The 21041-nt window shown below is 43.6% G+C and carries 21 protein-coding genes; 8 read left to right on the top strand and 13 right to left on the bottom strand.

Going from position 1 to position 21041, the window contains the following annotated elements; translation table 11 throughout:
* Nucleotides 1–63 precede the first annotated feature (63 nt).
* From QWY16_RS01665 to QWY16_RS01650, 4 genes are all read right to left on the bottom strand, one after another.
* On the bottom strand, nucleotides 64–333 hold the full coding sequence (locus QWY16_RS01665) for a hypothetical protein (RefSeq protein ID WP_300991127.1): 270 nt from the start codon (nucleotides 331–333) through the stop codon (nucleotides 64–66).
* 383 nt (nucleotides 334–716) lie between these two features.
* Complete coding sequence (locus QWY16_RS01660) at nucleotides 717–1358, bottom strand: NAD(P)-dependent oxidoreductase (RefSeq protein WP_300991126.1); 642 nt, start codon at nucleotides 1356–1358, stop codon at nucleotides 717–719.
* Between the two features lie 17 nt (nucleotides 1359–1375).
* Nucleotides 1376–2383, bottom strand: a complete 1008-nt coding sequence (locus QWY16_RS01655) for an LLM class flavin-dependent oxidoreductase (RefSeq protein ID WP_300991125.1) — start codon at nucleotides 2381–2383, stop codon at nucleotides 1376–1378.
* Between the two features lie 262 nt (nucleotides 2384–2645).
* Nucleotides 2646–3380, bottom strand: a complete 735-nt coding sequence (locus QWY16_RS01650) for an MBL fold metallo-hydrolase (RefSeq protein ID WP_300991124.1) — start codon at nucleotides 3378–3380, stop codon at nucleotides 2646–2648.
* 132 nt (nucleotides 3381–3512) lie between these two features.
* Here QWY16_RS01650 and QWY16_RS01645 point away from each other — a divergent pair, with 132 nt between their 5' ends.
* From QWY16_RS01645 to QWY16_RS01630, 4 genes are all read left to right on the top strand, one after another.
* Complete coding sequence (locus QWY16_RS01645; protein ID WP_300991123.1) at nucleotides 3513–3839, top strand: YflT domain-containing protein; 327 nt, start codon at nucleotides 3513–3515, stop codon at nucleotides 3837–3839.
* 301 nt (nucleotides 3840–4140) lie between these two features.
* Nucleotides 4141–5217 carry a YkvI family membrane protein gene (locus QWY16_RS01640; protein ID WP_300991122.1) on the top strand — a complete coding sequence of 359 codons (1077 nt, stop codon included), beginning with the start codon at nucleotides 4141–4143 and terminating at the stop codon, nucleotides 5215–5217.
* 86 nt (nucleotides 5218–5303) lie between these two features.
* On the top strand, nucleotides 5304–6473 hold the full coding sequence (locus QWY16_RS01635; protein ID WP_300991121.1) for an acyl-CoA dehydrogenase family protein: 1170 nt from the start codon (nucleotides 5304–5306) through the stop codon (nucleotides 6471–6473).
* Nucleotides 6470–6769 (top strand): DUF3219 family protein, encoded by a 300-nt coding sequence (locus QWY16_RS01630; RefSeq protein ID WP_300991120.1) that lies wholly within the window; start codon nucleotides 6470–6472, stop codon nucleotides 6767–6769. Before QWY16_RS01635 ends, QWY16_RS01630 begins: the two co-directional genes overlap by 4 nt.
* A gap of 106 nt (nucleotides 6770–6875) precedes the next feature.
* On the opposite strand, the gene QWY16_RS01625 is transcribed toward QWY16_RS01630, so the two are convergent.
* Both QWY16_RS01625 and QWY16_RS01620 read right to left on the bottom strand, forming a co-directional pair.
* Nucleotides 6876–7139 (bottom strand): DUF3006 family protein, encoded by a 264-nt coding sequence (locus tag QWY16_RS01625; protein WP_300991119.1) that lies wholly within the window; start codon nucleotides 7137–7139, stop codon nucleotides 6876–6878.
* A gap of 4 nt (nucleotides 7140–7143) precedes the next feature.
* The gene (locus tag QWY16_RS01620; protein ID WP_300991118.1) at nucleotides 7144–8238 is read right to left on the bottom strand and encodes an MBL fold metallo-hydrolase; all 1095 of its coding nucleotides are present in this window, start codon (nucleotides 8236–8238) and stop codon (nucleotides 7144–7146) included.
* 115 nt (nucleotides 8239–8353) lie between these two features.
* On the opposite strand from QWY16_RS01620, the gene QWY16_RS01615 reads away from it, so the two are divergent.
* Nucleotides 8354–8641, top strand: coding sequence for a hypothetical protein (locus tag QWY16_RS01615; protein WP_300991117.1), 288 nt, complete (start codon nucleotides 8354–8356; stop codon nucleotides 8639–8641).
* 135 nt (nucleotides 8642–8776) lie between these two features.
* Here QWY16_RS01615 and QWY16_RS01610 read toward each other — a convergent pair whose 3' ends face one another.
* From QWY16_RS01610 to glgB, 6 genes are read right to left on the bottom strand one after another with little or no spacing between them, the layout of a single operon-like run.
* A complete protein-coding gene (locus QWY16_RS01610) occupies nucleotides 8777–9586 on the bottom strand; it encodes an SDR family oxidoreductase (RefSeq protein WP_300991116.1) in 810 nt (269 codons plus the stop codon).
* Nucleotides 9587–9609: 23 nt separating this feature from the next.
* The gene (locus QWY16_RS01605; protein ID WP_300991114.1) at nucleotides 9610–11991 is read right to left on the bottom strand and encodes a glycogen/starch/alpha-glucan phosphorylase; all 2382 of its coding nucleotides are present in this window, start codon (nucleotides 11989–11991) and stop codon (nucleotides 9610–9612) included.
* Nucleotides 11992–12000: 9 nt separating this feature from the next.
* Nucleotides 12001–13437: a glycogen synthase GlgA gene (glgA, locus tag QWY16_RS01600; RefSeq protein ID WP_300991113.1), complete on the bottom strand. Its 1437-nt coding sequence runs from the start codon at nucleotides 13435–13437 to the stop codon at nucleotides 12001–12003.
* Nucleotides 13434–14456, bottom strand: coding sequence for a glucose-1-phosphate adenylyltransferase family protein (locus tag QWY16_RS01595; RefSeq protein WP_300991112.1), 1023 nt, complete (start codon nucleotides 14454–14456; stop codon nucleotides 13434–13436). Before QWY16_RS01595 ends, glgA begins: the two co-directional genes overlap by 4 nt.
* Nucleotides 14453–15601 carry a glucose-1-phosphate adenylyltransferase gene (locus QWY16_RS01590; RefSeq protein ID WP_300991111.1) on the bottom strand — a complete coding sequence of 383 codons (1149 nt, stop codon included), beginning with the start codon at nucleotides 15599–15601 and terminating at the stop codon, nucleotides 14453–14455. Before QWY16_RS01590 ends, QWY16_RS01595 begins: the two co-directional genes overlap by 4 nt.
* On the bottom strand, nucleotides 15598–17481 hold the full coding sequence (gene glgB / locus QWY16_RS01585; protein ID WP_300991110.1) for a 1,4-alpha-glucan branching protein GlgB: 1884 nt from the start codon (nucleotides 17479–17481) through the stop codon (nucleotides 15598–15600). Before glgB ends, QWY16_RS01590 begins: the two co-directional genes overlap by 4 nt.
* Nucleotides 17482–17723: 242 nt before the next feature.
* Between glgB and QWY16_RS01580 the strand changes: the two genes are divergently transcribed.
* Together QWY16_RS01580 and QWY16_RS01575 are read left to right on the top strand one after the other, a co-directional pair.
* Nucleotides 17724–18305, top strand: coding sequence for an SCO family protein (locus QWY16_RS01580; protein WP_436837174.1), 582 nt, complete (start codon nucleotides 17724–17726; stop codon nucleotides 18303–18305).
* A 3-nt stretch (nucleotides 18306–18308) separates the two neighbouring features.
* The gene (locus QWY16_RS01575; RefSeq protein ID WP_300991108.1) at nucleotides 18309–18635 is read left to right on the top strand and encodes a hypothetical protein; all 327 of its coding nucleotides are present in this window, start codon (nucleotides 18309–18311) and stop codon (nucleotides 18633–18635) included.
* Nucleotides 18636–18677: 42 nt separating this feature from the next.
* Here QWY16_RS01575 and QWY16_RS01570 read toward each other — a convergent pair whose 3' ends face one another.
* Complete coding sequence (locus tag QWY16_RS01570) at nucleotides 18678–19718, bottom strand: lactonase family protein (RefSeq protein WP_300991106.1); 1041 nt, start codon at nucleotides 19716–19718, stop codon at nucleotides 18678–18680.
* Nucleotides 19719–19833: 115 nt separating this feature from the next.
* Here QWY16_RS01570 and QWY16_RS01565 point away from each other — a divergent pair, with 115 nt between their 5' ends.
* The gene (locus QWY16_RS01565) at nucleotides 19834–20391 is read left to right on the top strand and encodes a shikimate kinase (protein ID WP_300991105.1); all 558 of its coding nucleotides are present in this window, start codon (nucleotides 19834–19836) and stop codon (nucleotides 20389–20391) included.
* Nucleotides 20392–21041 lie beyond the last annotated feature (650 nt).

Raw genomic sequence — 21041 nt, 5'->3', positions numbered from 1 at the left:
CTGTCTGCTATTTCATTTCAGTATACCCACTTTTTTCCCCATTAAAAAGAAGCCCTGATTGACTCAGGACTTCTTATCGCGTTCACTATTATTTTTTCCAGCAGAAATTTTGCGTTCTTCCGGTAATTCAATCTGGTTTTCCTGTTCACTGACAGCGTCGCTATTTTTATGATAAACAACAGGATACCCTTTTTCCTCCAGCTGTTTCACTTGTTTTCGAGATGCTCTTACTAAAAGCCATACGATTAGAATCGACAAGAGAAAAATAATGACTACTGAGATAATCCCAGGAATGTATTCTGATTTATCTTCAGGAAAATATAAAAATTCCATCGCTTTGTTTCCCGCCTTTATATGTTAAAGTTTCTCTTCATTATACAGGAAAGCAAATTCTACTTTAGAAAGGAACGTGAACATTTAGTGGCGAACTTTTGGCAACTCGCGTAACTATCCGGACATAACTTGCCAGGTTCCCTTTAAGGAAACGGACAGGTGTGCAAAGCGCGACTGCTCTGCCGTAATAGAACTGGCTGCATCGCATGCATTCCTGTTAAAATTTCAGGATACTTTTCTGATCCTTGCAATGCTCCTGATATCAAAACCCTAAGCTTCCGTTGTTCCCAGCATTTTCATTCATCCGTTAAACTCCAACATAAAAACCGGCTGCCTTCCGGAAAATTTCTCTTCCTTAAAGCAACCGGTTTGTTCAAAGTTCTTTAGTTGGACTCTGATACAACTGTAAATCGTTTGTTTATGTGTTTAGGATTTTCAATTTCATCCACCAATGCAATCGCATAGTCCGGATAGCTGACATAACTCTTGCCTTTTTTGTTGACCATAATGCTGTCTTCACCAATTTGGTAATGGCCTGTACGTTTGCCTTCGGCATCAAAAAATGCAGCAGGGCTTAAGAAAGTCCAGCGAATTCCTTCAGCCTCTTCCAGATCAGCCAGGTTTTGCCCTTGGTTTGATGCGATCGCTTTAAAAGCATCCGGGAATTCTGGTGTCTCAATCAAACGGGTAGTTCTGGCTTCGTCCACGAATAAGCTTCCGGCCCCGCCAACTACGATCAATCTTGTTTCCGGTGCGTCTTTCAGCGCCTGAATTAACTTTCTTCCTGCTTCTACATGCTGTTCCGCTTTTTCAGGCGGTACACCAAAAGCATTCACGACCACGTCGAACTGTTTTAAATCTTCAGCTGTCAGACTGAATACATCTTTTTCCAGATAAGCAATAGCCGCGTCTTCCATTTTCGAAGCATCTCTAACTATTGCTGTCACTTCATGCCCTCTTGAAACTGCCTCTTCTAAAATGAGGCCACCTGCTTTTCCTGATGCACCGATAATTCCAACTTTCATCCTATTCGCCTCCATTGTTATAGTTGCTCTACCGCTTCTTTCAATAATTCAAATGAACGCTTTCTCTTTTCCTGATCGTAAATATAAGAAACTGCCATCAATTCATTGATTTGCAATTCTTCAATAAATGGCCGCAACTGGCGACTGATTGTCTCGCGGTCGCCTATAAATGTATATTGCGACATACTGCGCGCTATGTTTTCTTCATACAGGCTCCATTTGCTGTCCATTGTATCAACTGGCGGCTGCAGAAGGTTTTTCGTGCCTCTCACCACATTCAAATAAAACAATTGGCTGGAAGTCGATAGTTTTTCCGCTTCTTCGTTTGTTTCTCCCGCCACCACATTCACACAAACAATGACGTAAGGTTCTGCCAAGTATTCAGAAGGCTGGAATTGGCTGCGGTAAATCTGAATGGCTTGTTTTAGCTGCTGCGGCGCGAAATGGGCCGCAAAAGCATAAGGCAGACCGAGGCGTGCAGCGAGCTGCGCACTGGAAGTACTGGAGCCAAGAATAAAGATCGGCACTTCCGTTCCAACTCCTGGATAAGCATGGACCATGCCTTGGTGCTCAATCGGCTTCAAGTAATTCTGTAGTTCCACTACATCTTGCGGAAAGGCATAGGCTGTTTCTTGAGTGGTTCTGCGCAGCGCATGAGCCGTTTGCATATCCGTCCCCGGCGCGCGGCCAAGGCCTAAATTGACGCGATTCGGATACATCGTTTCCAATGTTCCGAATTGTTCCGCTACCACAAGCGGTGTATGGTTCGGCAGCATAATGCCTCCGGATCCCACTTGAATTGAGTTGGTATGATCCAATACTTTGGAAATCAAAATCGATGTTGCGGAACTTGCAAGTGTCGGCGAATTATGGTGTTCTGACAGCCAAAACCGGTGATACCCAAGTTTCTCGACATGCTGTGCCAAGCTGACCATATCTTCAAGTGCATTTTTTGCCGTTTGGCCTTCTGAAATGGCCACTAAATCCAGGACGGACACGGACAATGTATTTGTATTTTGGCCCATCAAATAACTTCCTTTCCATTAAAGCTGCTATTTAACCATAGAATCAAAATATCTTGAATACAAACTATCTGCTCGCCTTGTCTGTAACGCCAAAGTTTATTGAATCATTGAATCCAGGCAGGAGCACTCCGTTCACCTGACAAAACCCTTCAGATGAAGAAAGTACATTAAAGCGATGACATCCTTCAAAACTCTTCTTTAATTTATTGTTCCCGGTTTTTCATTGAAAACACATGAATGAATTTCCAAAGCCGGTTTTAATTTAAATTTCACTAGAATAGCCAATCTTCGCAAATTGCACTTTCCCAGTATATGAAGTTTGGGCGGCTCCAAGAATCTCTCGGATGTCGCCATATTGCGGCAGATGAGTCAGCCATAATTCTTTAACTCCAGCCTTCTCAGCAAGCAGACCGGCTTGGCTTCCGCTCATATGCCCTTTGATAATGCCCACATATTTTTCATATAAATTCGCTTCTGATACCAGCAAATCCGCATCTTTAGAAAAGGCAACCAACTCATCTTTCCATTCCGTATCTGCTGTGAAAACGACTGATTTTCCTTCTGCTGAAAACTTTAGTGCTAGACAATAAACAGGGTGGATTGTTTCGCAAAAAGACACTTCCCACGGCCCAATCTGCATCTTTTGGGATGCGTCGATCACTTGCCCTTCTGTGACTCCTTTATAAGATAAGTTCTGAAACATTTCCGGATCCCGGTCATGGCCATAAATCGGGAAGGGCGTTTTCCACTCCTTCAATTGCATTCCGACCATGGCCGCATGCTGCAGCACCCCGATATCCGCAACATGGTCCGGATGGTAATGGCTGATAACCGCTGCATCCAAATCCCGCAGTTGCGTATAATTCTGAACAGCAGCCAAAACTCCGCTGCCGCAGTCCACAAGACAGCGGAACCCTTCGTGTTCAAGCAAGAAAGAAGAAGTGGCCTCGTTTTTATTCGGATAGCCTCCCCAAATGCCAATCGTAGTGATTTTCAAAAGAATCGCTCCTTTGCTGTTGTTTCTTTAGTATAACGGATTCGAAGACTATTCATCTTGTTTAATTCAAGCACCTTAGTGGTATGTATAGTAGTGAGATTAAATTTAACCATAAAATCTGGAGGGATTATTTTGACAGTTAAAATGACCGTAGAAAATGCATTACAAGCAAAAGCAGAAATCGAAAAATTAGAGGCCCAGGGCTTTACGCATGACGATATTTACGTTTTTGCCCACGATAAACGCCGAGAAGCGGATATTGCTGATGCTCTGGATACTGAAAAAGTCGGCATGGCAGAACAAGGATTTTTAAATAACTTGAAGAATATGACGGTATCACGCGGTGATCAATTACGCGCCGAAATGGCAGCGGCTGGCTTAACCAAAGAAGAAGCCGAAGAGTATGAAGAAGAACTGGACAAAGGCAAGCTCGTTATCATTGCCAATAAAAATGCTTAATGTTTCCTAACAACCACCTTTCTTTTTGAAAGGTGGTTTTTTTGTGGACATTAAAGGTTATATTAAAATAACTCGACAAATACAGCTTTGATATTTATTTCCCCTAACTTTAATGGCTATATCCTATGGAATCGCAATTCCATATCTATAGTTGTATTGCATTATAAAAGCGTTTTCATTTTATATCTTATTCTGTATTGTAACACTCATTAAGTTTTGTTATATTTGAATAAGGTTAATTTTCTAATTATAAAAACAATAGTTTTTTATAATTTAGTAAATAACTTCAAGGGGGATATTTATGAAAAGTTTGAAAATGGCAAGTGCATTCATCGGTATTATTGTCGGAGCAGGTTTTGCGTCCGGCCAAGAAATTCTGCAGTATTTTACAAGTTTTGGAATCATGGGAATTTTTGCTGCTTTTATCTCGACGGTTATGTTTGCTTACTTGGGAATGAGCTTGACTCGCCTTGGGAGCCGAATGCAAAAAACTTCCCATAAAGACGTTATTTATGGCATTAGCGGCAAAGTTTTGGGCACCATTGTAGACTATATCATTATCTTCACGTTATTCGGCGTCGGCGTGGTGATGGTGGCAGGGGCTGGTTCTATTTTCACTCAGCAATTCGATCTTCCTGCTGCTCTGGGAAGTACTGTCATGATTGTTCTAGTGATTCTTACCATTATGCTTAATGTCGATAAAGTGATTGGCATCATCGGCAGTATTACGCCTTTCCTTGTACTGACGGTTGTTATTCTAGCTGTTTACAGCTTATCTACAATGGATTCTTCGTTTTCAGTATTAGATCCCATTGCGAAAGAACAATTGAAAGCAGTTCCAAACTGGTTCTTGTCTGCACTGAATTATGCATCTTTCAATATTGCAGTTGGTGCTTCAATGGCCATTGTTATGGGCAGTACTGAAAAAGATGAAAAAGTTGCTGCACGTGGCGGGTTGCTTGGGGGCCTTGGACTCGGGGCTTTGATTATTTTGAGCCATCTGGCGATTTTTGCGAAAATCGACGAAGTCGGTGGTTCTGAAATGCCTATGCTTCAAATCGCCAATGACATCTCCCCGCTCATGGGCTGGTTCATGTCCATTATCTTGTTCGGAATGATTTTCAATACAGCGGTTGGTATGGTGTATGCGTTTTCAGCGCGTTTTATCCAATCCGGCACGCCTAAATTCAAGATTTTCGTAATCATCGTGGGAGTCGTTTCCTATGTATTAAGTTTCCTTGGCTTTACTGAACTTGTAAATATGTTCTATCCAGTTGTCGGCTATCTCGGGTTCTTCCTGGTTGCGGCTTTGATCTGGACGGATATTAGAAATTCAGGAAAACCTGTTGGTGTAAGTAACAGCTTGAATAGTAATTGAGCAAAAGCCGTCAAAGCATAGAACTCCCGCTTTGGCGGCTTTTCATGTTATGGTTTTATTAAACCATGATGGAAGGAGTAATTTTCATGGACACTTTTATCAAAACAACCGAACAGCAAAAACTGCTCGCTCAAATCCGGAAATTGCAGCCAATCTTTCAACAACGGGAACCGGAATTGGACGCACTTGGCTCTTTTCCTTATGAAAACATACAAGATTTGAAAAACATCAACTATCATACCTTAACGCTGCCAATTGAATATGGTGGGCAAGGGTTTGGCTTATATGAATACATACTGGCGCAAGAAGCGATCTCCGAAGCTTCCGGCCCAACCGGTTTATCGATTGGCTGGCATGTCGGAATTGTGCTCGAGTATGCCGAAAACCGGCATTGGCACCAAACTTCCGCAAATTGGCTGATGAAAGAAATTTCCAAAGGAGCACTGATTAACACCGCTGCCACCGAAAGCAATGCAGGCAGCCCCGCTCGCGGAGCGTTGCCGCGGACAACGGCTGTACGCGACGGTGATGAATGGATTATCAATGGAGAAAAAACCTACACGTCAATGGCTCCCGCCCTCGATTACATTTTCGTAACAGCTGCTACAGAACACTATGAAGTGATTACGGTTATCATTCCGCGCCAAGCACAAGGCGTTTCTTTCGATGAAACCTGGGACATGCTGGCGATGCGCGGGACTGCAAGCCACACACTCGTTCTTGAAGATGTGCGCATTCCGGTTTCTTATGTACTGAAGCTTTCAGACGCCCATGCGGCCGGAAAGGGGTGGCTGCTCCATATACCAGCCTGTTACATCGGGATCGCAGCAGCAGCACGCACTTACGCAATCAAGTTTGCTACTTCCTATGTTCCAGCTTCCCTGGGAAAGCCAATTGCTGAAACACCGAATATCCGGCAAATAATCGGGGAAATGGAATTGGAACTCGCAACCGCGCGCCATTTGTTATATGGCACTGTCGAACGTTATGAACATGCGCATGACAAAGCAGCGATGGACGAAGCGCTCAATGTGGCGAAAATAGCTGTGACCCATGCAGCAATGGGCATTGTCGACAAAGCGATGAAAATTGTCGGTTCCCGTGCCTTGTCCGAATCCAGCCCGATGCACCGCTATTATTTGAATATCCGTGCGGGCCTTTACAACCCGCCCATGGAAGACATGGTCAAAGCGCAAATGGCCGGAAAAGCCATTGAATTCTTCAAAACCAAAACCGGAGGCGAATCAAACATATGAGCATTCAAATTCTCATCAACGATAGAGTCATCGACGCTTTCAGTTTTTCACAAGAAACAGTGGCTGATCCTGCTTCCCAGCGGGATTTACATAAAATTATTTTTGACTTTAAAGTAACCAGCAAAGAATATCACGACATCGCTGTGCTCCTGTATGAAATGGATTTTCGCATCCGCGTGCCTGAAAAAGGCCTGGATTTCCCTGCTTCCATTTCCAATTATTCAACTTCCGTTACCAACCTGTATCACGAAGGGGAAGTAGCTGATTATCATTTGGAATTGATTGAAAAAGCATAAAAGAACGCAAAAAAATGGCCGGAGACTCTCTCCCGGCCATCTTTTGCGTTTATGCCCAACTTTTTGATTTTATACCCAACTTCAAGCTGGCTATGCCCAACTCCCCTTATTCCCGTTTAAAGCGGCTGCTCCGGCGCCGGGATCTTAGTTTCTGCATCAAATCTTCTGCTTCGTTCATTTTCGACTCGGCCGTTTCTTCATCCAATGCAATGGAGATGATTTCCTCTCCGTCCATCACTATCTCAAACCATGAATGCACTCGGCTGCCTTTCGGCAAATACTGGACGGGCAACACAATTTCCCGCTGTTCTTCTTCCAGCAGAATGACGGCTAACTGGCCATCCTCGATCCGGTCTAATGTCCCTCTCATCCAATCACTCCCCTACACAGGCAAGGCCTTGTTCTTTGATCGCGTTAATTTTTCCTTTGCCGATCCCTTTGATTTCATCCAATTCTTCAATCTCTTCAAAAGGCCGTTCCTTAATGATGGAATCAGCCAGAGCCGGTCCTATTCCCTCGATTTCCTGAAGCTCAGCAGATGACGCCGCATTGATATTGATGCAGCGATTCTTCCCTTCAACTGCTGTCCCTTCTTTTTCAGTACTTATTTCATACGTCTTGCCATCAGTCTCAAGTACGATCGTTCCATTGATATCGGTGCCGTATACTTCGGCTCCGGCATTTTCAGTCGCCGCAATCACTTCCGCATGCGGGTGGCCATAGGAATTATCCATTCCGGCGCTGTAGACCGCCACTTCAGGTGATACCGCTTTTAAAAATGCCGTGCTTGTGGAAGTATTGGACCCATGATGGCCGAGATGCAGAATTTCCGCGTCCAAATCTGCTCCATTGTCGATCATCGCCTGCTCTTCCTTCACTCCGGCGTCTCCAGTAAAGACAAACCGGACATCGCCGTAAGTCAGCTTCAGCGAGATGGATTCTTCATTGGCCTTGCCCGTGATTTCTTCGGGGTACAGCACTTCAACCTGTAAACTTCCGACATCAAAAACTTCTCCGCTTCGCGGTTCATAATAATCCGTTCCGGTTTCGTCAATTGCCTTTAACGCATCAATAAAAGTATTCGATGTACTGGCATTTCCAGACATCCATACTTCACCCACTTCAAAGTCCTGGACGACTTGCTCTAATTGGCCAATATGGTCGGAGTCCGGATGGGTCCCCACCACGATATCCAGTTTTTCAAGTCCCAGTTTTTTTAAATAGTCGACTGCAGCTGTGCTGTTCCAGTCACCGGTATCAATCAATAATGCAAATTCTTCAAATTGCAGCAGCGTCGCATCTGCTTGGCCCACATCAATAAAATGAACCGTTAAACCGCCTGGCTTTTTCTCAGAAACAGCAGTTTTCGGGGGTTCAGCAGAATCCTCTTGCGGTGTCGGGGTTTGCAGACATCCCGCCAGCACAAGTGCCAGCACTAAACTAGCTATCAGCAAAAATCTTTTTTTCATCTTCCCTCGCCTCTTTCTATAGTGAATTTTACCATATCACCTACTATCCGTTCTCCAATGAGCTTATTCTGTGGTAAAATGAGGGAAACAATCTGCAGAAAAGGAGGTTGCCTGCATGGAGGACTTATTAAGGCAGATGCTTACTGAATTACGTGAATTCCGGGAAGAAACAAATGGCAAACTGGAGAAACTGGAAGCTGGCCAAAAAGAGCTTAAAGACATGCTGCGGCATAATTATGCCCTGACGGCTGAAAACCTGACAGCTATCCGGCAAGATGCACGTGTGAAGCACCAAGATGTCCAGGCAGACGTTGACCTTCTTTTCAGAGAAGTAGAAGCCGTTAAAAGACAGGCCAATAAACAGAACTTCCAATCACCGGAGGATTTCTCTGCGTTGCAATAATTATTATGGGGTAATAACAGAAATGGAATCTTGACCTATTCTTAAAATGGATCGGATTATGGTGTCCATCTTTAACTTAGAAAACCTAAAGAGGCTGGCCGGGGTTTCCCCGGCCAGCCTCTTTTTCAAGTTTATTCAAGTAGACATATAGTCTCCGCCATTCATATGCAAGAATTGCCCGGTCATATAAGAGTTTTGCGGATCCGCCAGAAAGACAAAAGCTTTTGCCAGTTCATACGGTTGGGCTGGCCGGCCGGCCGGCACATCTTTTCCGAACCCTTCTTCCAGGTTCGGATCCAAGTGGCCGAAAGTTTTGGTAATCAACGGCGTCCAAACCGGTCCCGGTGCAATGCCATTCACCGCGATTTCTTCACGGACAAGGCGACGGGCAAGTGAACGCGTCATTGAGACCATGGCACCATTTGCTCCTGCGTAATCAATCAAATCTGAATGTCCGCGGTACGCATTGATAGAGGCAGTATTAATAATGCGAGCCCCTTTTTTCAAATGAGGAAGAGCAGCCCGCACAAGATAAAGCATCGCAAACGCTTTGATTTCGAATGTCTTCAATAAGTGTTCATCCGTGATGTCCACAGGATTGTTTTGTGGATATTGATAACCTGCATTATTGACCAGGATATCAATTTGGCCAAAAGAATCCAAGGCGAATTGCACAAGCTGATTGCAGTTTTCTGATTTTCCAAGATCACCGCTCAATGCTTTCGCTTCCCCACCGTAGCTTTCAATGGTTTCAATCGTTTTAGCAGTTGCTTCTTCGTCATCCAAATATCCAATGACGACTTTTGCCCCTTCTTTAGCATAGGCAATGGCTACCGCTTGACCAATTCCGCTGTTCCCTCCTGTAATAATAGCCACTTTCCCTTGAAGGGCTCCGCTTGCTTTATAGCCTTTCAAATCGGTATTGTCGAAGTTTCCTTCAGCCATAGTCCCCATCCTTCCCAGTATCCTTATCTGCTGTATATTTTTTCTAAATCCCAAACTTCATCCGAATATTGCTGGATGGTCCGGTCGCTTGAAAAAATTCCGGACTGGGCGATATTGACCGCCGACATTTCCTGCCAGGCAAGTGTATCTTCATAAACTGCCAAAACCCGGTTGTGGGTTCTGGCATAATGCTGGAGATCTTTTAGCACAAAATATGGATCGTTTTCGTCAATAATCTGACTTCGGATAAAATCGATGTTTTCCAGGCCTTTTGACAGCTTACCGCTCAATAGCTCGCTGATCAGCTGCCCAATCTCCCGATCCTTTTCAATTATTTCCCGCGCATGATAGGTTTTTTCTTCTTCAAACTGCATGACTTGCTGCGCCGTCACGCCAAATATAAATGCATTGTCATCTCCTATTTGTTCGACGATTTCTATATTGGCTCCGTCGAAAGTGCCTAAGGTAATGGCACCATTCATCATGAATTTCATATTTCCGGTGCCGGAAGCTTCTTTTGAAGCGGTCGAGATTTGTTCGCTGATGTCGGCTGCCGGAAACATTTTCTCTGCTCGGCTCACATTATAATCTTCCACAAAGACAATATGGAGGTGTTTGCTTGCTACCGGATCGTTATTGATTTTTTCAGCAACTGTATTGATCAGCTTAATAACTTGTTTGGCGAATCGGTAACTTTTGGCTGCTTTACCGCCAAAGAAAAATGTACGGGGATAAGGCCGGTATGCCGAATCTTCTTTGATCCGATTGTAAAGCATTTGGATATGAAAAATATTCATCAGCTGCCGTTTATAGCCATGAAATCTTTTGATGTGCATGTCAAAAATGGATTCTGGATCAATTTTTATTGTTTGGTTTTTCTCTAGATATTCGGTGAGCTGGTTCTTTTTTTGTTGTTTCACAGATTTGAAATCCCCGAGAAAAACCGGATCCTGCACAAATTCATTCAATTGATGCAGTTTTACCGGGTCCTTTGTCCACTCATTTCCGATAACTGAAGTGATCAGGCTTGAAAGTTCGGGGTTTGCTTTCATCAGCCAGCGCCTGTGAGTAATGCCGTTGGTTTTGTTGTGAAATTTATGCGGAAAATGCTCATTCAGCTCTTTCATCTCCCGCATTTTCAGAATTTCCGTATGCAATTTTGCGACTCCGTTAACTTTGTAACTGCCCACTACAGCAAGTGTCGCCATTTTGACTATCCCATCCTCAATAATGGAAAGTTTCTTCTTCGCTTCTGAATCTAAATTTTCCTGATGGCATTTTTCCTTGAAACGGCGGTCAATCTCTTGGATGATCATATAAATACGAGGGAGCAGCTGTTCAAGCATGCTGCTGTCCCACTTTTCCATCGCTTCTTCCAGAATTGTATGGTTTGTGTATGAAATCGTATGAGTGGTGATACCCCACGCTTCTTCCCAGGATAACCCTTCGCCATCGAGCAAAAGACGCATGAGTTCAGGAATGGCCAAAGCCGGGTGGGTATCGTTGATTTGGATGGCTACATGCTTCGGCAAGGCGGAAACTGGAAAATCACGGTTTTTTAATATCGTCTGAAGGGAAGCACTGCACAAAAAGTATTGCTGCTTCAGCCGGAGAATTTTCCCTTCTTCAGTGGAATCATCAGGATACAGGCGATCAGATATGGCTACTACATGTTGCTTATAGGTTTCTACGTCAGCCTTCGGAAGCAAATGCTGTTCTGGAAGTTCCGCTTGCCAGAGCCTTAATGTATTGACCGTTTTCCCGTATGCTCCGACAATCGGCATATCGTATGGCACAGCTTTGACCCACTCGGCATTCGTGAGTGATGCTTTAAAGCGTTGTCCATGCTCAGGCTGTACTTCTCCAAAGAACGGGATATAGGTTGCCAAATCCTCTCGTCTGATATCCCAACCTGCAGAATCATTGATCCAGTCTGTCGGATGCTCGGTCTGGAAACCATCTTTCAAAACTTGGCTGAACAGTCCGCCTCTGTAACGGATTCCACAGCCATGCCCAGGCATCTGCAATGATGCAAGAGAGTCCATAAAACAAGCCGCAAGCCGTCCCAGACCGCCGTTGCCAAGGCCTGGTTCCGGCTCCTGCTCTTCCAGTTCCGCCAAATCATAGCCCAATTCTCCGAGACCTTCGTTTACCAGCTCATAAATCGTTAAATTCATTAAATTCTGGCCCAGCATACGGCCGATTAAAAATTCAATGGAAAAATAGTACAATTGTTTCCGCTGTTCTTTTTGATAAAAATGATTTGTCTCATCCCAGTCCCTTTTGACAAATTCCCGCACCATTCCGGCAAGAATTGAGTAGGCGGTTTGAAGTGTTACTGGCTGTTCTTGCTGTTCCAAGCGCATTGAAAAGTTTTCTTTGAATTCCTCTTTTGAATAAAACATCCGCCACCTTCACTTTCCGGCGAGTCTCTCATATACGTTAGCATATTCTTTTGCAGAACGTGACCAAGAGTAATCGCCCTGCATGCCGTTTTGTTTGATTGTTTTCCAGTGTTCCGGCTGATGGTACAGGGATAAAGCCCGGTTCATTGCTTCCGCGAAGCTTTCTTGTTTTGAAAAATCACTTAAAAACCCATTGCCACTCCGTAAAATCAGATCATATTCCGCTATGGTATCCTTTAAGCCTCCAGTCTTGTTGGCTACGGGTACAGTGCCGTATCGCATCGAGACAAGCTGGCTCAACCCACATGGTTCGAAATGGGAAGGCATTAAAAAGATATCTGCACCCGCATACAGCAAATGGGCAAGTGATTCATCAAAACCGATATGGGCAACCACTTTTTTCGGAAATTCTGCGGCAAGTTCCCGAAAAAATTGCTCATATTGGCTTTCGCCGGAACCAAGCAAGACAAATTGCACGTCTTGTGTTTTCAGTATCCCCGGCAATGTTTGTTGCAAAACATCTATTCCTTTTTGGCCTGCCAGTCTGGAAATCATTGTTAGAAGCGGTACATCTCCACGCTCTGGAAGTCCGAAACGCGACTGGACGGCCCTCTTATTTACCGCCTTATTTTCTATCGAAGTCTGATCATATACCATTTCTATGGCCATATCAGCGGCCGGGTTATAAACCTCTGTATCCAAGCCATTCAAAATGCCAATTAAATCCGGCTCTCTTTCACGCAATAGTGAATCCAGCTTCTCACCATATTGTTCGGTTAAGATTTCGTTCCGATAAGCCGGGCTGACGGTCGTGACTTTATCTGCGTGTAAAATGCCTGACTTCAAGAAATTCAGATTTCCGTTCCGAGACACGGCATCGCTATTAAAATAAGATTCATTCATTTCAAGCTCTTCCAGCAGAAGCGATTTGGGAAACCAACCCTGAAACTGGAGGTTGTGAATGGTTAGAATCGTCTTCAACTTCCCTTTCAAAGAAGCATAGCGCGCATCTTCCTTCAGTAAAAATGGAATCATTGCCGTATGCCAGTCATGTATATGTAAAATATCCACGCCTTCTTTTAGGGATTCCACTACGGCTAAAACAGCCCGGTTGAAAAATGCAAAACGTTCACCATCATCAGGCTGGCTGTATATCTGATTTCGTGCAAAATAGCCTTCATTTTCTACCAGCATATAGTGCACGCCTTGCAGTTCATATTCAAAAAGCTTACAGCTTGTACTTCCACCTTTAAAGGGGACTTCGACTTCTTCCTTTAACGAAAACTCATTTTTATATTCTTCGGGAATCAGGCTGTAATTAGGAAGAATTACCAGGACTTCGTGGCCAAGCGCCACTAACTCTTTTGGCAATGCGCCCATCACGTCTGCAAGCCCCCCAGTTTTCACAAAAGGCACGCATTCCGCGGCAGCCATTACAATCTTCATCGGACTTCCTCCTTTGATACTCGCTCTCCTTTACGGAGAACCACCGGTTTTTCCGGTGTCCCTCTGAGAACTACACCTTCTTCAATATGAACGTTTTTATCGGCAATCACATACGCCAAGTCGCAATTTTCCTCAATCACCGATTTTTGCATAATAACACAATGGTCTAGCCGCGAATTTTTCTTTATGACAACCGCTCGGCTAATTATGCTGTTTTCTACAGTGCCTTCAATCGTACTGCCGTTTGCCAGTAAACTCCGATTTACTTGCGAACCTGGCAAATAGCGGGTAGGCGGTTCATCTTTCACTTTTGTATAAATCGGATGTCCAGGCAGGAACAGCCCGTTTCTTTTGTCGCTGTCCAATAAGTCCATGGATGCCTGGAAATAGCTTTCAATGGAATTGATGATGGCGTAATAGCCCGTATATTCATATTTTCCATATGAGTAAGGGGCTTTTTTCAGTTTAACTACGTCTTCCACACTGATTACCTTTTTTTCACGGTAGGTCTGAATCAACTCCATCAACAGGCTTTTCGCTAAAATATAACTATTCAGCCCAACATCTCTACTGACTGCTTCTGTAATGTCAGCGCCGGAAGCGATGTGAGCATCGAGCATCTCTTCATAATCGATTTGGCATACAGTGGAGCAAGTTGTCACAACTACGTATTTCTGGCGGCTTTTCTCGAAAAACGCTGTATGCTCTTCAAGTGCTGCAAATGCTCCGACTGTAACTTGCCCACCGGCTTTTTGGGAAACGGGCAAAAAGAACAAACCATCTTTGCGGCGGTCCAAGTCCCAGTTTTTCCCTACACCGATATGATCCAGCAAAGAAACGAAAGGATAGGAAGCAAATACTCCTACAGCGTTGATATTGGAATTTACGATATTCGATAAAGTAAAGTCGACCAGCCGGTAACGCCCGGCAAATGGAACTGATGCGGTTGTGCGGTACATCGTCAAATCTTCCAGGCCAGGCTTCTTAACAGCAGCATCAATGACTGCAACTAATCTCATATTCCTGCACTTCCTTTCCATTCATCTATGATGTCTTGGGTCAATAAGACGATTTCGCCATTCTGTTCTTTCAACTCGAAGTTTTCCGGAATTTCAAGATTCGGCTCAATGATGACTCTCGATAATTTCGCCCCTTTGCCGACAACAACGCAGCTCATCACTACACACTCATAAAGAGAAGCGCCCTCTTTCACCTCGACATCCTGGAAGATGACGGATTTCTCCACTTTCCCGTCAATGACGCATCCTTCGTTGATCAGTGCTTCTTGCAGGTAACCAGTTTCGCCGATTACTTGAGGCGGCAGCTGAGGATTTGACGAAAATATCCGCCATGCCGGATCGTTCAAATTCAACCCAGAGTTTGAATTCAGCAAATCCATATTGGCTTCCCATAAACTTTCTACTGTCCCCACGTCTTTCCAATAGCCTTTGTACGGATAAGCCATCATTTTCTCGCCTTGTTCAAGCATCAAAGGAATAATGTCTTTCCCAAAATCGTGAGAGGAATTCTTATTATCGTTATCCAGCTGCAAATACTTCTCCAACTTCTTCCAATCAAAGATGTATACACCCATCGAAGCCAGATTGCTTTCCGGCTCTGCCGGTTTTTCTACGAATTCTTTAATTTGCATATTCTCATCTGTATTCATAATCCCAAAACGGCTGGCATCTTTCCACGGCACTTCAATCACGGAAATCGTCGCTCCTGCATTTTGTTCAATATGAAAATCGAGCATCGTCTGGTAATCCATTTTGTAAATATGGTCTCCGGATAAAATAATCACATATTTCGGATCTTGCTCCGTCAGGTATTTGATATTCTGATAAATGGCATCCGCCGTGCCGTCGTACCATTTGATGCCTTCCATTCCGGCATATGGCGTCAGCATAGTAACGCCTCCAGAGCGTCTATCCAGATCCCAAGGTGTACCCAACCCGATATAATTATGCAAAACGTGCGGCTGGTACTGCGTCAGCACACCTACTGTATGAATCCCGGAATTCACGCAATTCGATAAAGGAAAGTCGATGATCCGGTACTTTCCTCCAAACGGGAGAGCGGGTTTGGCAATCTCATGTGTCAGCGATTTTAAACGGCTTCCCTGTCCTCCTGCCAAAAGCATTGCAACTACTTTTCTTTTCATGCTTCTACACTCCCATCTTGTTTTTGTTTCCAAATGCTCATGGTAAACGCCGGCAATTCTATTTCCATTGAATATCGCTGCTTGTTCCACGGAACTTCCTGTGCCGCAAATTCTGTTTCTCTTCCATTCCCCGGCCCTCCGTATGCAGCATCTGCAGTTGAAAATATTTGCTGGTAAACACCGGCTGCTGGCAACCCTACTTGATATCCTTCATATTTAAGATCAGAGAAATTACAAACGACAATGCAAGTATCTTCAGCCGAATGCCCTCTTCTGATAAAAGAAATTACGCTTTGCTCGCTGTTATCAGCTTCCAGCCATTCAAATCCTTTGAGCTCATAGTCCAACTCAAAAAACGCTTTTTCCTTTTTATAAAAAGTAAGGAGCTCTTTGGTAAACAGCGCCATCTGTCTGTGAACCTTTAAATCGAATAAATGCCAGTCCAGCTGCGGGCGGAAATCCCAAGGCTCAAAATGGCCAAATTCCTGTCCCATAAACAACAGTTTTTTTCCCGGATGAGCAATCCAAAAACCAAGAAGCAACCGTAATTGATGAAACTTTTCTTCTAGCGTTCCAGGCATTTTTCCTAATAACGACCCTTTTTCGGGAATCAGTTCATCATGGGAAAACGTAGAAATATACCGCTCTTCATGGTAATATACCATCGAAAAAGTGATTTTCCGATGAACTTCGGAACGTTCAGAAGGCATAGTTTTCATATAGGCTTGAGCATCGTGCACCATGCCAAAGTTCCATTTATAGTGGAATCCGATGCCCCCTTCTTCCACTTCTCCCGTCACTTTAGGGTAATGCCAAGCATCTTCCGCAATCAAAATAGCCTCTGGATAGTGGAGCTTTAAGCTCGTCGTCAGAATCCGCAAAAATGCTGCCCCTTCTTCGTTATGCGGCCTTTCCGGCCGGTTCGGGATGAACAGCAGATTTACGAGTGCATCCATCCGGCAGCCATCAAATTTATACTCATCAAACCAATAATGCGCACTCGATAAAATGAAACTGACGACTTCACCTTTTTGGACATCAAAATTCAATGTGCCCCAATCGGGATTACTCCTGCGCTCCGGCCGTTTTTCTTCGTAAAGATCTGTGCCATTAAACGAAGCCAAGGCATGAGTATCAACACAGAAATGTCCGGGCACCCAATCGGAAATCAATCCAATGCTGTTTTCAGCACATTTGGCGATAAAATATTTTAAGTCATCCGCTGTTCCATAACGGCTGGTCGGCGCAAAAAAGCCGGTCGTTTGGTATCCCCATGATTCGTCCAGTGGATGCTCGGTAATCGGCAAAAGTTCAATATGAGTAAACCCCTGCTTTTTTACATAAGGAATCAATTCCGCAGCCAACTCACGGTAAGTTAGAAAACCACCTTCTTTGTTCCGCTTCCATGTTCCAATATGTACTTCGTAAATAGCCATCGGTTTTTCAAAATGATTTTTCACGATATTCTTTTTTTGGTACAGCGCAGCCTTTGACCATACATGCTTTGACTTAGCAGACACAATTGACCGGTGCTGCGGCCTTTTTTCATTTGCCCGTGCAAAAGGATCCGTTTTTCTGATCACATCCCCATCTGCGGTTTCAATTTCATATTCGTAAATGAAACCGGCTAATTTCTCCGGTATCCGGACTTCCCAAATAGTTGTGTCGAGCGAAAGTGGAGCCATTTGATGACGCTCTTCATTCAGTTCCTGCGGATCTATAATGACGACTGCCACGCTTTTCACATCCGGTACCCAAACTGCAAAGAGAGTCTCGTTGTGATGAATATGCGAGCCGAAATATAAATAGGCATCTATCATCTTTCCATTATGAAAATCCGACAATGTTTCAGGTGTAAAAGAAACCAAGGTATCGCTCAAAAAGAACACCTCCAAAAGTACTGGCAATTTTCTTGTTCCTATTACCATTATTCTACATTAAACAATAAAAATCCTTGCAAAAAATCGGAATATTTAAAAATTGAATCAAATAAGTAACAAACACTTGTATTAACTTGGGGGGTGTTCGCAATTTTTACACAAAATTGATGACACAAGCCCTTGTTTGCTGGCTTATTTTCTACTAGGCTTATGGAGGCAGGTCATTTCAGAAAGGAAGAGGAATCTTGCGGAAAACCTTTTGGATTTCGTCACTTTTGCTATTCAGCTTATTGCTTGCCGGATGCGGCCAGGCAATTGAAGATCCCCTTAACTGGGAAATAGAAGATTTTACTTTTACAAATCACGAAAACGAAGAATTTGGGTTAGCCGATTTAAAAGGCGAAGTATGGCTTGCTGACTTTGTCTTTACGAACTGCACCACCGTTTGTCTGCCGATGACATCGAATATGGTGGATCTGCAGCAACAGTTTAAAGATCAGGGGCTGGACGTGAAAATTGTTTCATTCAGTGTTGATCCTGCTGTCGATAAACCGGAAGTCTTGAAGTCCTATGCCGAGAATTATGGAGCGGATTTATCTTCCTGGAATTTGCTGACCGGTTATTCTCCTGAAACCATTGATAAATTCGCTATGGAAAATTTCCAGACACTCGCCCGAAAACCCGAAAATACCGACCAGGTCATTCACGGAACTTATTTTTATCTGGTTGATCAAAATGGAGTGGTGATGAAAGATTACGATGGTGTAAATCTTTCAGCTGGAGATATAATTGCGGACGCAAAAATCCTGCTTTCGGAGGAATAGAGGATGAACAAGAAAATTTGGATAGCAGTTTCCTTACTCGCAGCAGCCTTACTCGCTGCATTGATTTTCATGCCGCGTGATAATGAACCCCCTCCGAATACACGCATCGTGCTTGAACACACTTACCGGACATATATCGCACCCTCTTGCTTTGATGAAGCAGATGCCACAAACTTCTTAGAAGATGCAACTTTGGCGGATGCCAAAGAACTTGGCTATCTTCCCCATTCAACTTGCACTGAAGAATCGCTGCAAGGCAATAATGACAGCTTTTTTATCGATTTGATGAAAGAGCTTGGCATTATGGAAAGAGATTCCAAAGATTGGTGATTAGAAAAAGCAGGCAGAGAAATTTCTCTGCCTGCTTTTTCTTTAGCTAACCACTTTTACACAAACCGGCTTGTTAGTAGGAATTGGTTCAATAAACTCTTTTGGAATCCCGGATGCACCAATTTTCAACATATTTATAGAATCCGATTTTTCATTTGCAACTGCCAGCCATTGCTTGCCGGGCAAGAGTGTGAAGTGGCGCGGTCCTGCTCCTCCTGTTGTTGCATAATCTTCAAACTTCAATATGCCTTTTTCTTGAATTGCAAAAACAGCAATACTATCATGGCCCCGATTAGAGGCATAAAGATGCTGTCCATCTTCAGACACAACCACTTCTGCACTCGTATTTGTGCCGGCAAACTGCTTCGGTATCAGCTCAACCACTTGCACAAATTCCAAGAAATCCTCTCCCCCTATTCCATAGACCGATAACGTCGAACTCAGTTCTTCAAGAGAGTACACTACAGTCATTTCCGGATGGAAAGCCAGGTGGCGCGGTCCCGATCCCGGGGTAGTTAAAATCGATTTCTTTAATTTCAGCTTGCCCGTTTCTCTATCTAATTCATAAACAGAAATCATATCCGCTCCAAGATCAGAAACGAAAAAATCATTGCTTCCCGGCTGCTGAAAAACGGAATGGGGGTGGGGAGCATCCTGTCTTTCCACATTGGCTCCACTGCCTTCATGCTTTATCGAATCTGTCCTTTCTCCAATTGAACCATCCTCCTGAATGGGATAAACATTCACATTGCCGCCTGAATAATTGGTGGACAGCAGCCATTTTCCGGAAACATCAATACAAACATGAGACGGATGAGCCCCGTTAGCCGATTGACGATTAATCTCTGTTATAAGATGGTTCTCAAGATCCAGTCGATAAGACACCAGTTCGCCATCTTCCACTTCACTTGTGGCGACAAAGTTAACACCATTTGGATGTGCCGCAATAAACGATGGGCGTTCAATGCCTCCGATGCCTGTTTTCTCTATACATGTCGCTTCTACTGGATTGAATTCCCAAAGCTTGATTCCTTGTTCATGTGAAGATGAGTAAGATCCAGTGAGCAAATATATACCAGTCATAAACTTCCTCCTTATTTTTTGAAAAATGAATGAATTTTTATACAAGCTAGTGTAAAGTAAAGGTTGTAAACTCAGCAATTCCATTTACTAATTACAAAGAAACGAGTGGTTGTCAGTGAGAAATTTTGGATTATCAATTCGTGAAAAAAGCATTGTTTGCATCGGCTTTATGGGAGTAGGAAAAACGACTGTCGGAAAACTGCTTGCCCAAAAGCTTTATCGGAATTTTGTCGATATCGATGCGGAAATTGAAAAAGAATTCTCGATGCCGATTCCTTTAATATTCGAGACATACGGTGAAAAAGCCTTCCGTAAAAAAGAGAAAGAATTAATCGAGTATTATAGCCATCAGCCCCTTTATATCATTTCTGTCGGAGGCGGCGCTTTCTTACAAAAAGAAATACAAGCCATGTGCCTGGCAAACTGCATTGTGCTATTCTTGGATATTTCCTGGGATTCTTGGAAAGAACGAATCCATATTCTTTCCGGCAACCGGCCATTGCTGCAGGGCAGGTCTATCGAAGACATCAAAGAGCTTTTTCTTGAACGGCAATCTATCTACTCACTCAACCATTCAAAATTTCAAATAGATCATTTTGAAGCAGAAGAAGCAGCGGAATACCTGTCAGACGCCTTAAAACTATCATGGGAAATCCATGCCCCTCAACGTTGAAAAGCGGAAAGAGCCGTTTAGCTTCGATAGGCATAAGACGGTCTGGCGAAGCGGCGCTTTTTGCCGCACAGCCGGAGTGGCTTATGACCCGAGAAGCTGGCTCTTGCAGCTGGACATTAAGAAAAGCGAAGGCGGCTCGTTCAGCCCCGACAATCATTAGAGAATTCAAAAGGAATGGCGCTCTTTGCCATTCCTTTTGAATTTCAAAGCGGAGAATTTAGATTAAGGTGCATTATTTCTAAAATCGAATTCAACACCCTGGACGTTTTGAGTCGGTATCCTGCTTATAACCGCTATTAATTTTCCCAATATTCCCTCTATTAAAAAGCAAGCCAGTAAAGAAAACCTCATTTAGCAGGAATTATCTTTATCCCTCCCTGACCGCTAAAGTAGAATAAATCGATCTGGGGATTTCAGTGGCTTCCATGTTAATTGATTTAATTTATTCGAAAGCGTGAATTTCATTAAAGTTTTTTCTATCTTTGAATTTATTTGTCTTCTTCCCTGCTATATAACGTTAGGAGGAATTTAAACTATCGATTATAATGAGAAAAGGAATGAATAAAGTTCCTTTTTTAAATTGCTCTAGTGGATTTCCTTATCGATAATCTTTGCTTAGTAAGTAAGCTTGGATAAAATATACCGTCTTT

Origin of the sequence: Planococcus shenhongbingii (assembly GCF_030413635.1) — a bacterium.
Lineage (GTDB): Bacteria > Bacillota > Bacilli > Bacillales_A > Planococcaceae > Planococcus > Planococcus shenhongbingii.
This window is presented reverse-complemented; position numbering and strand designations above follow the sequence as displayed.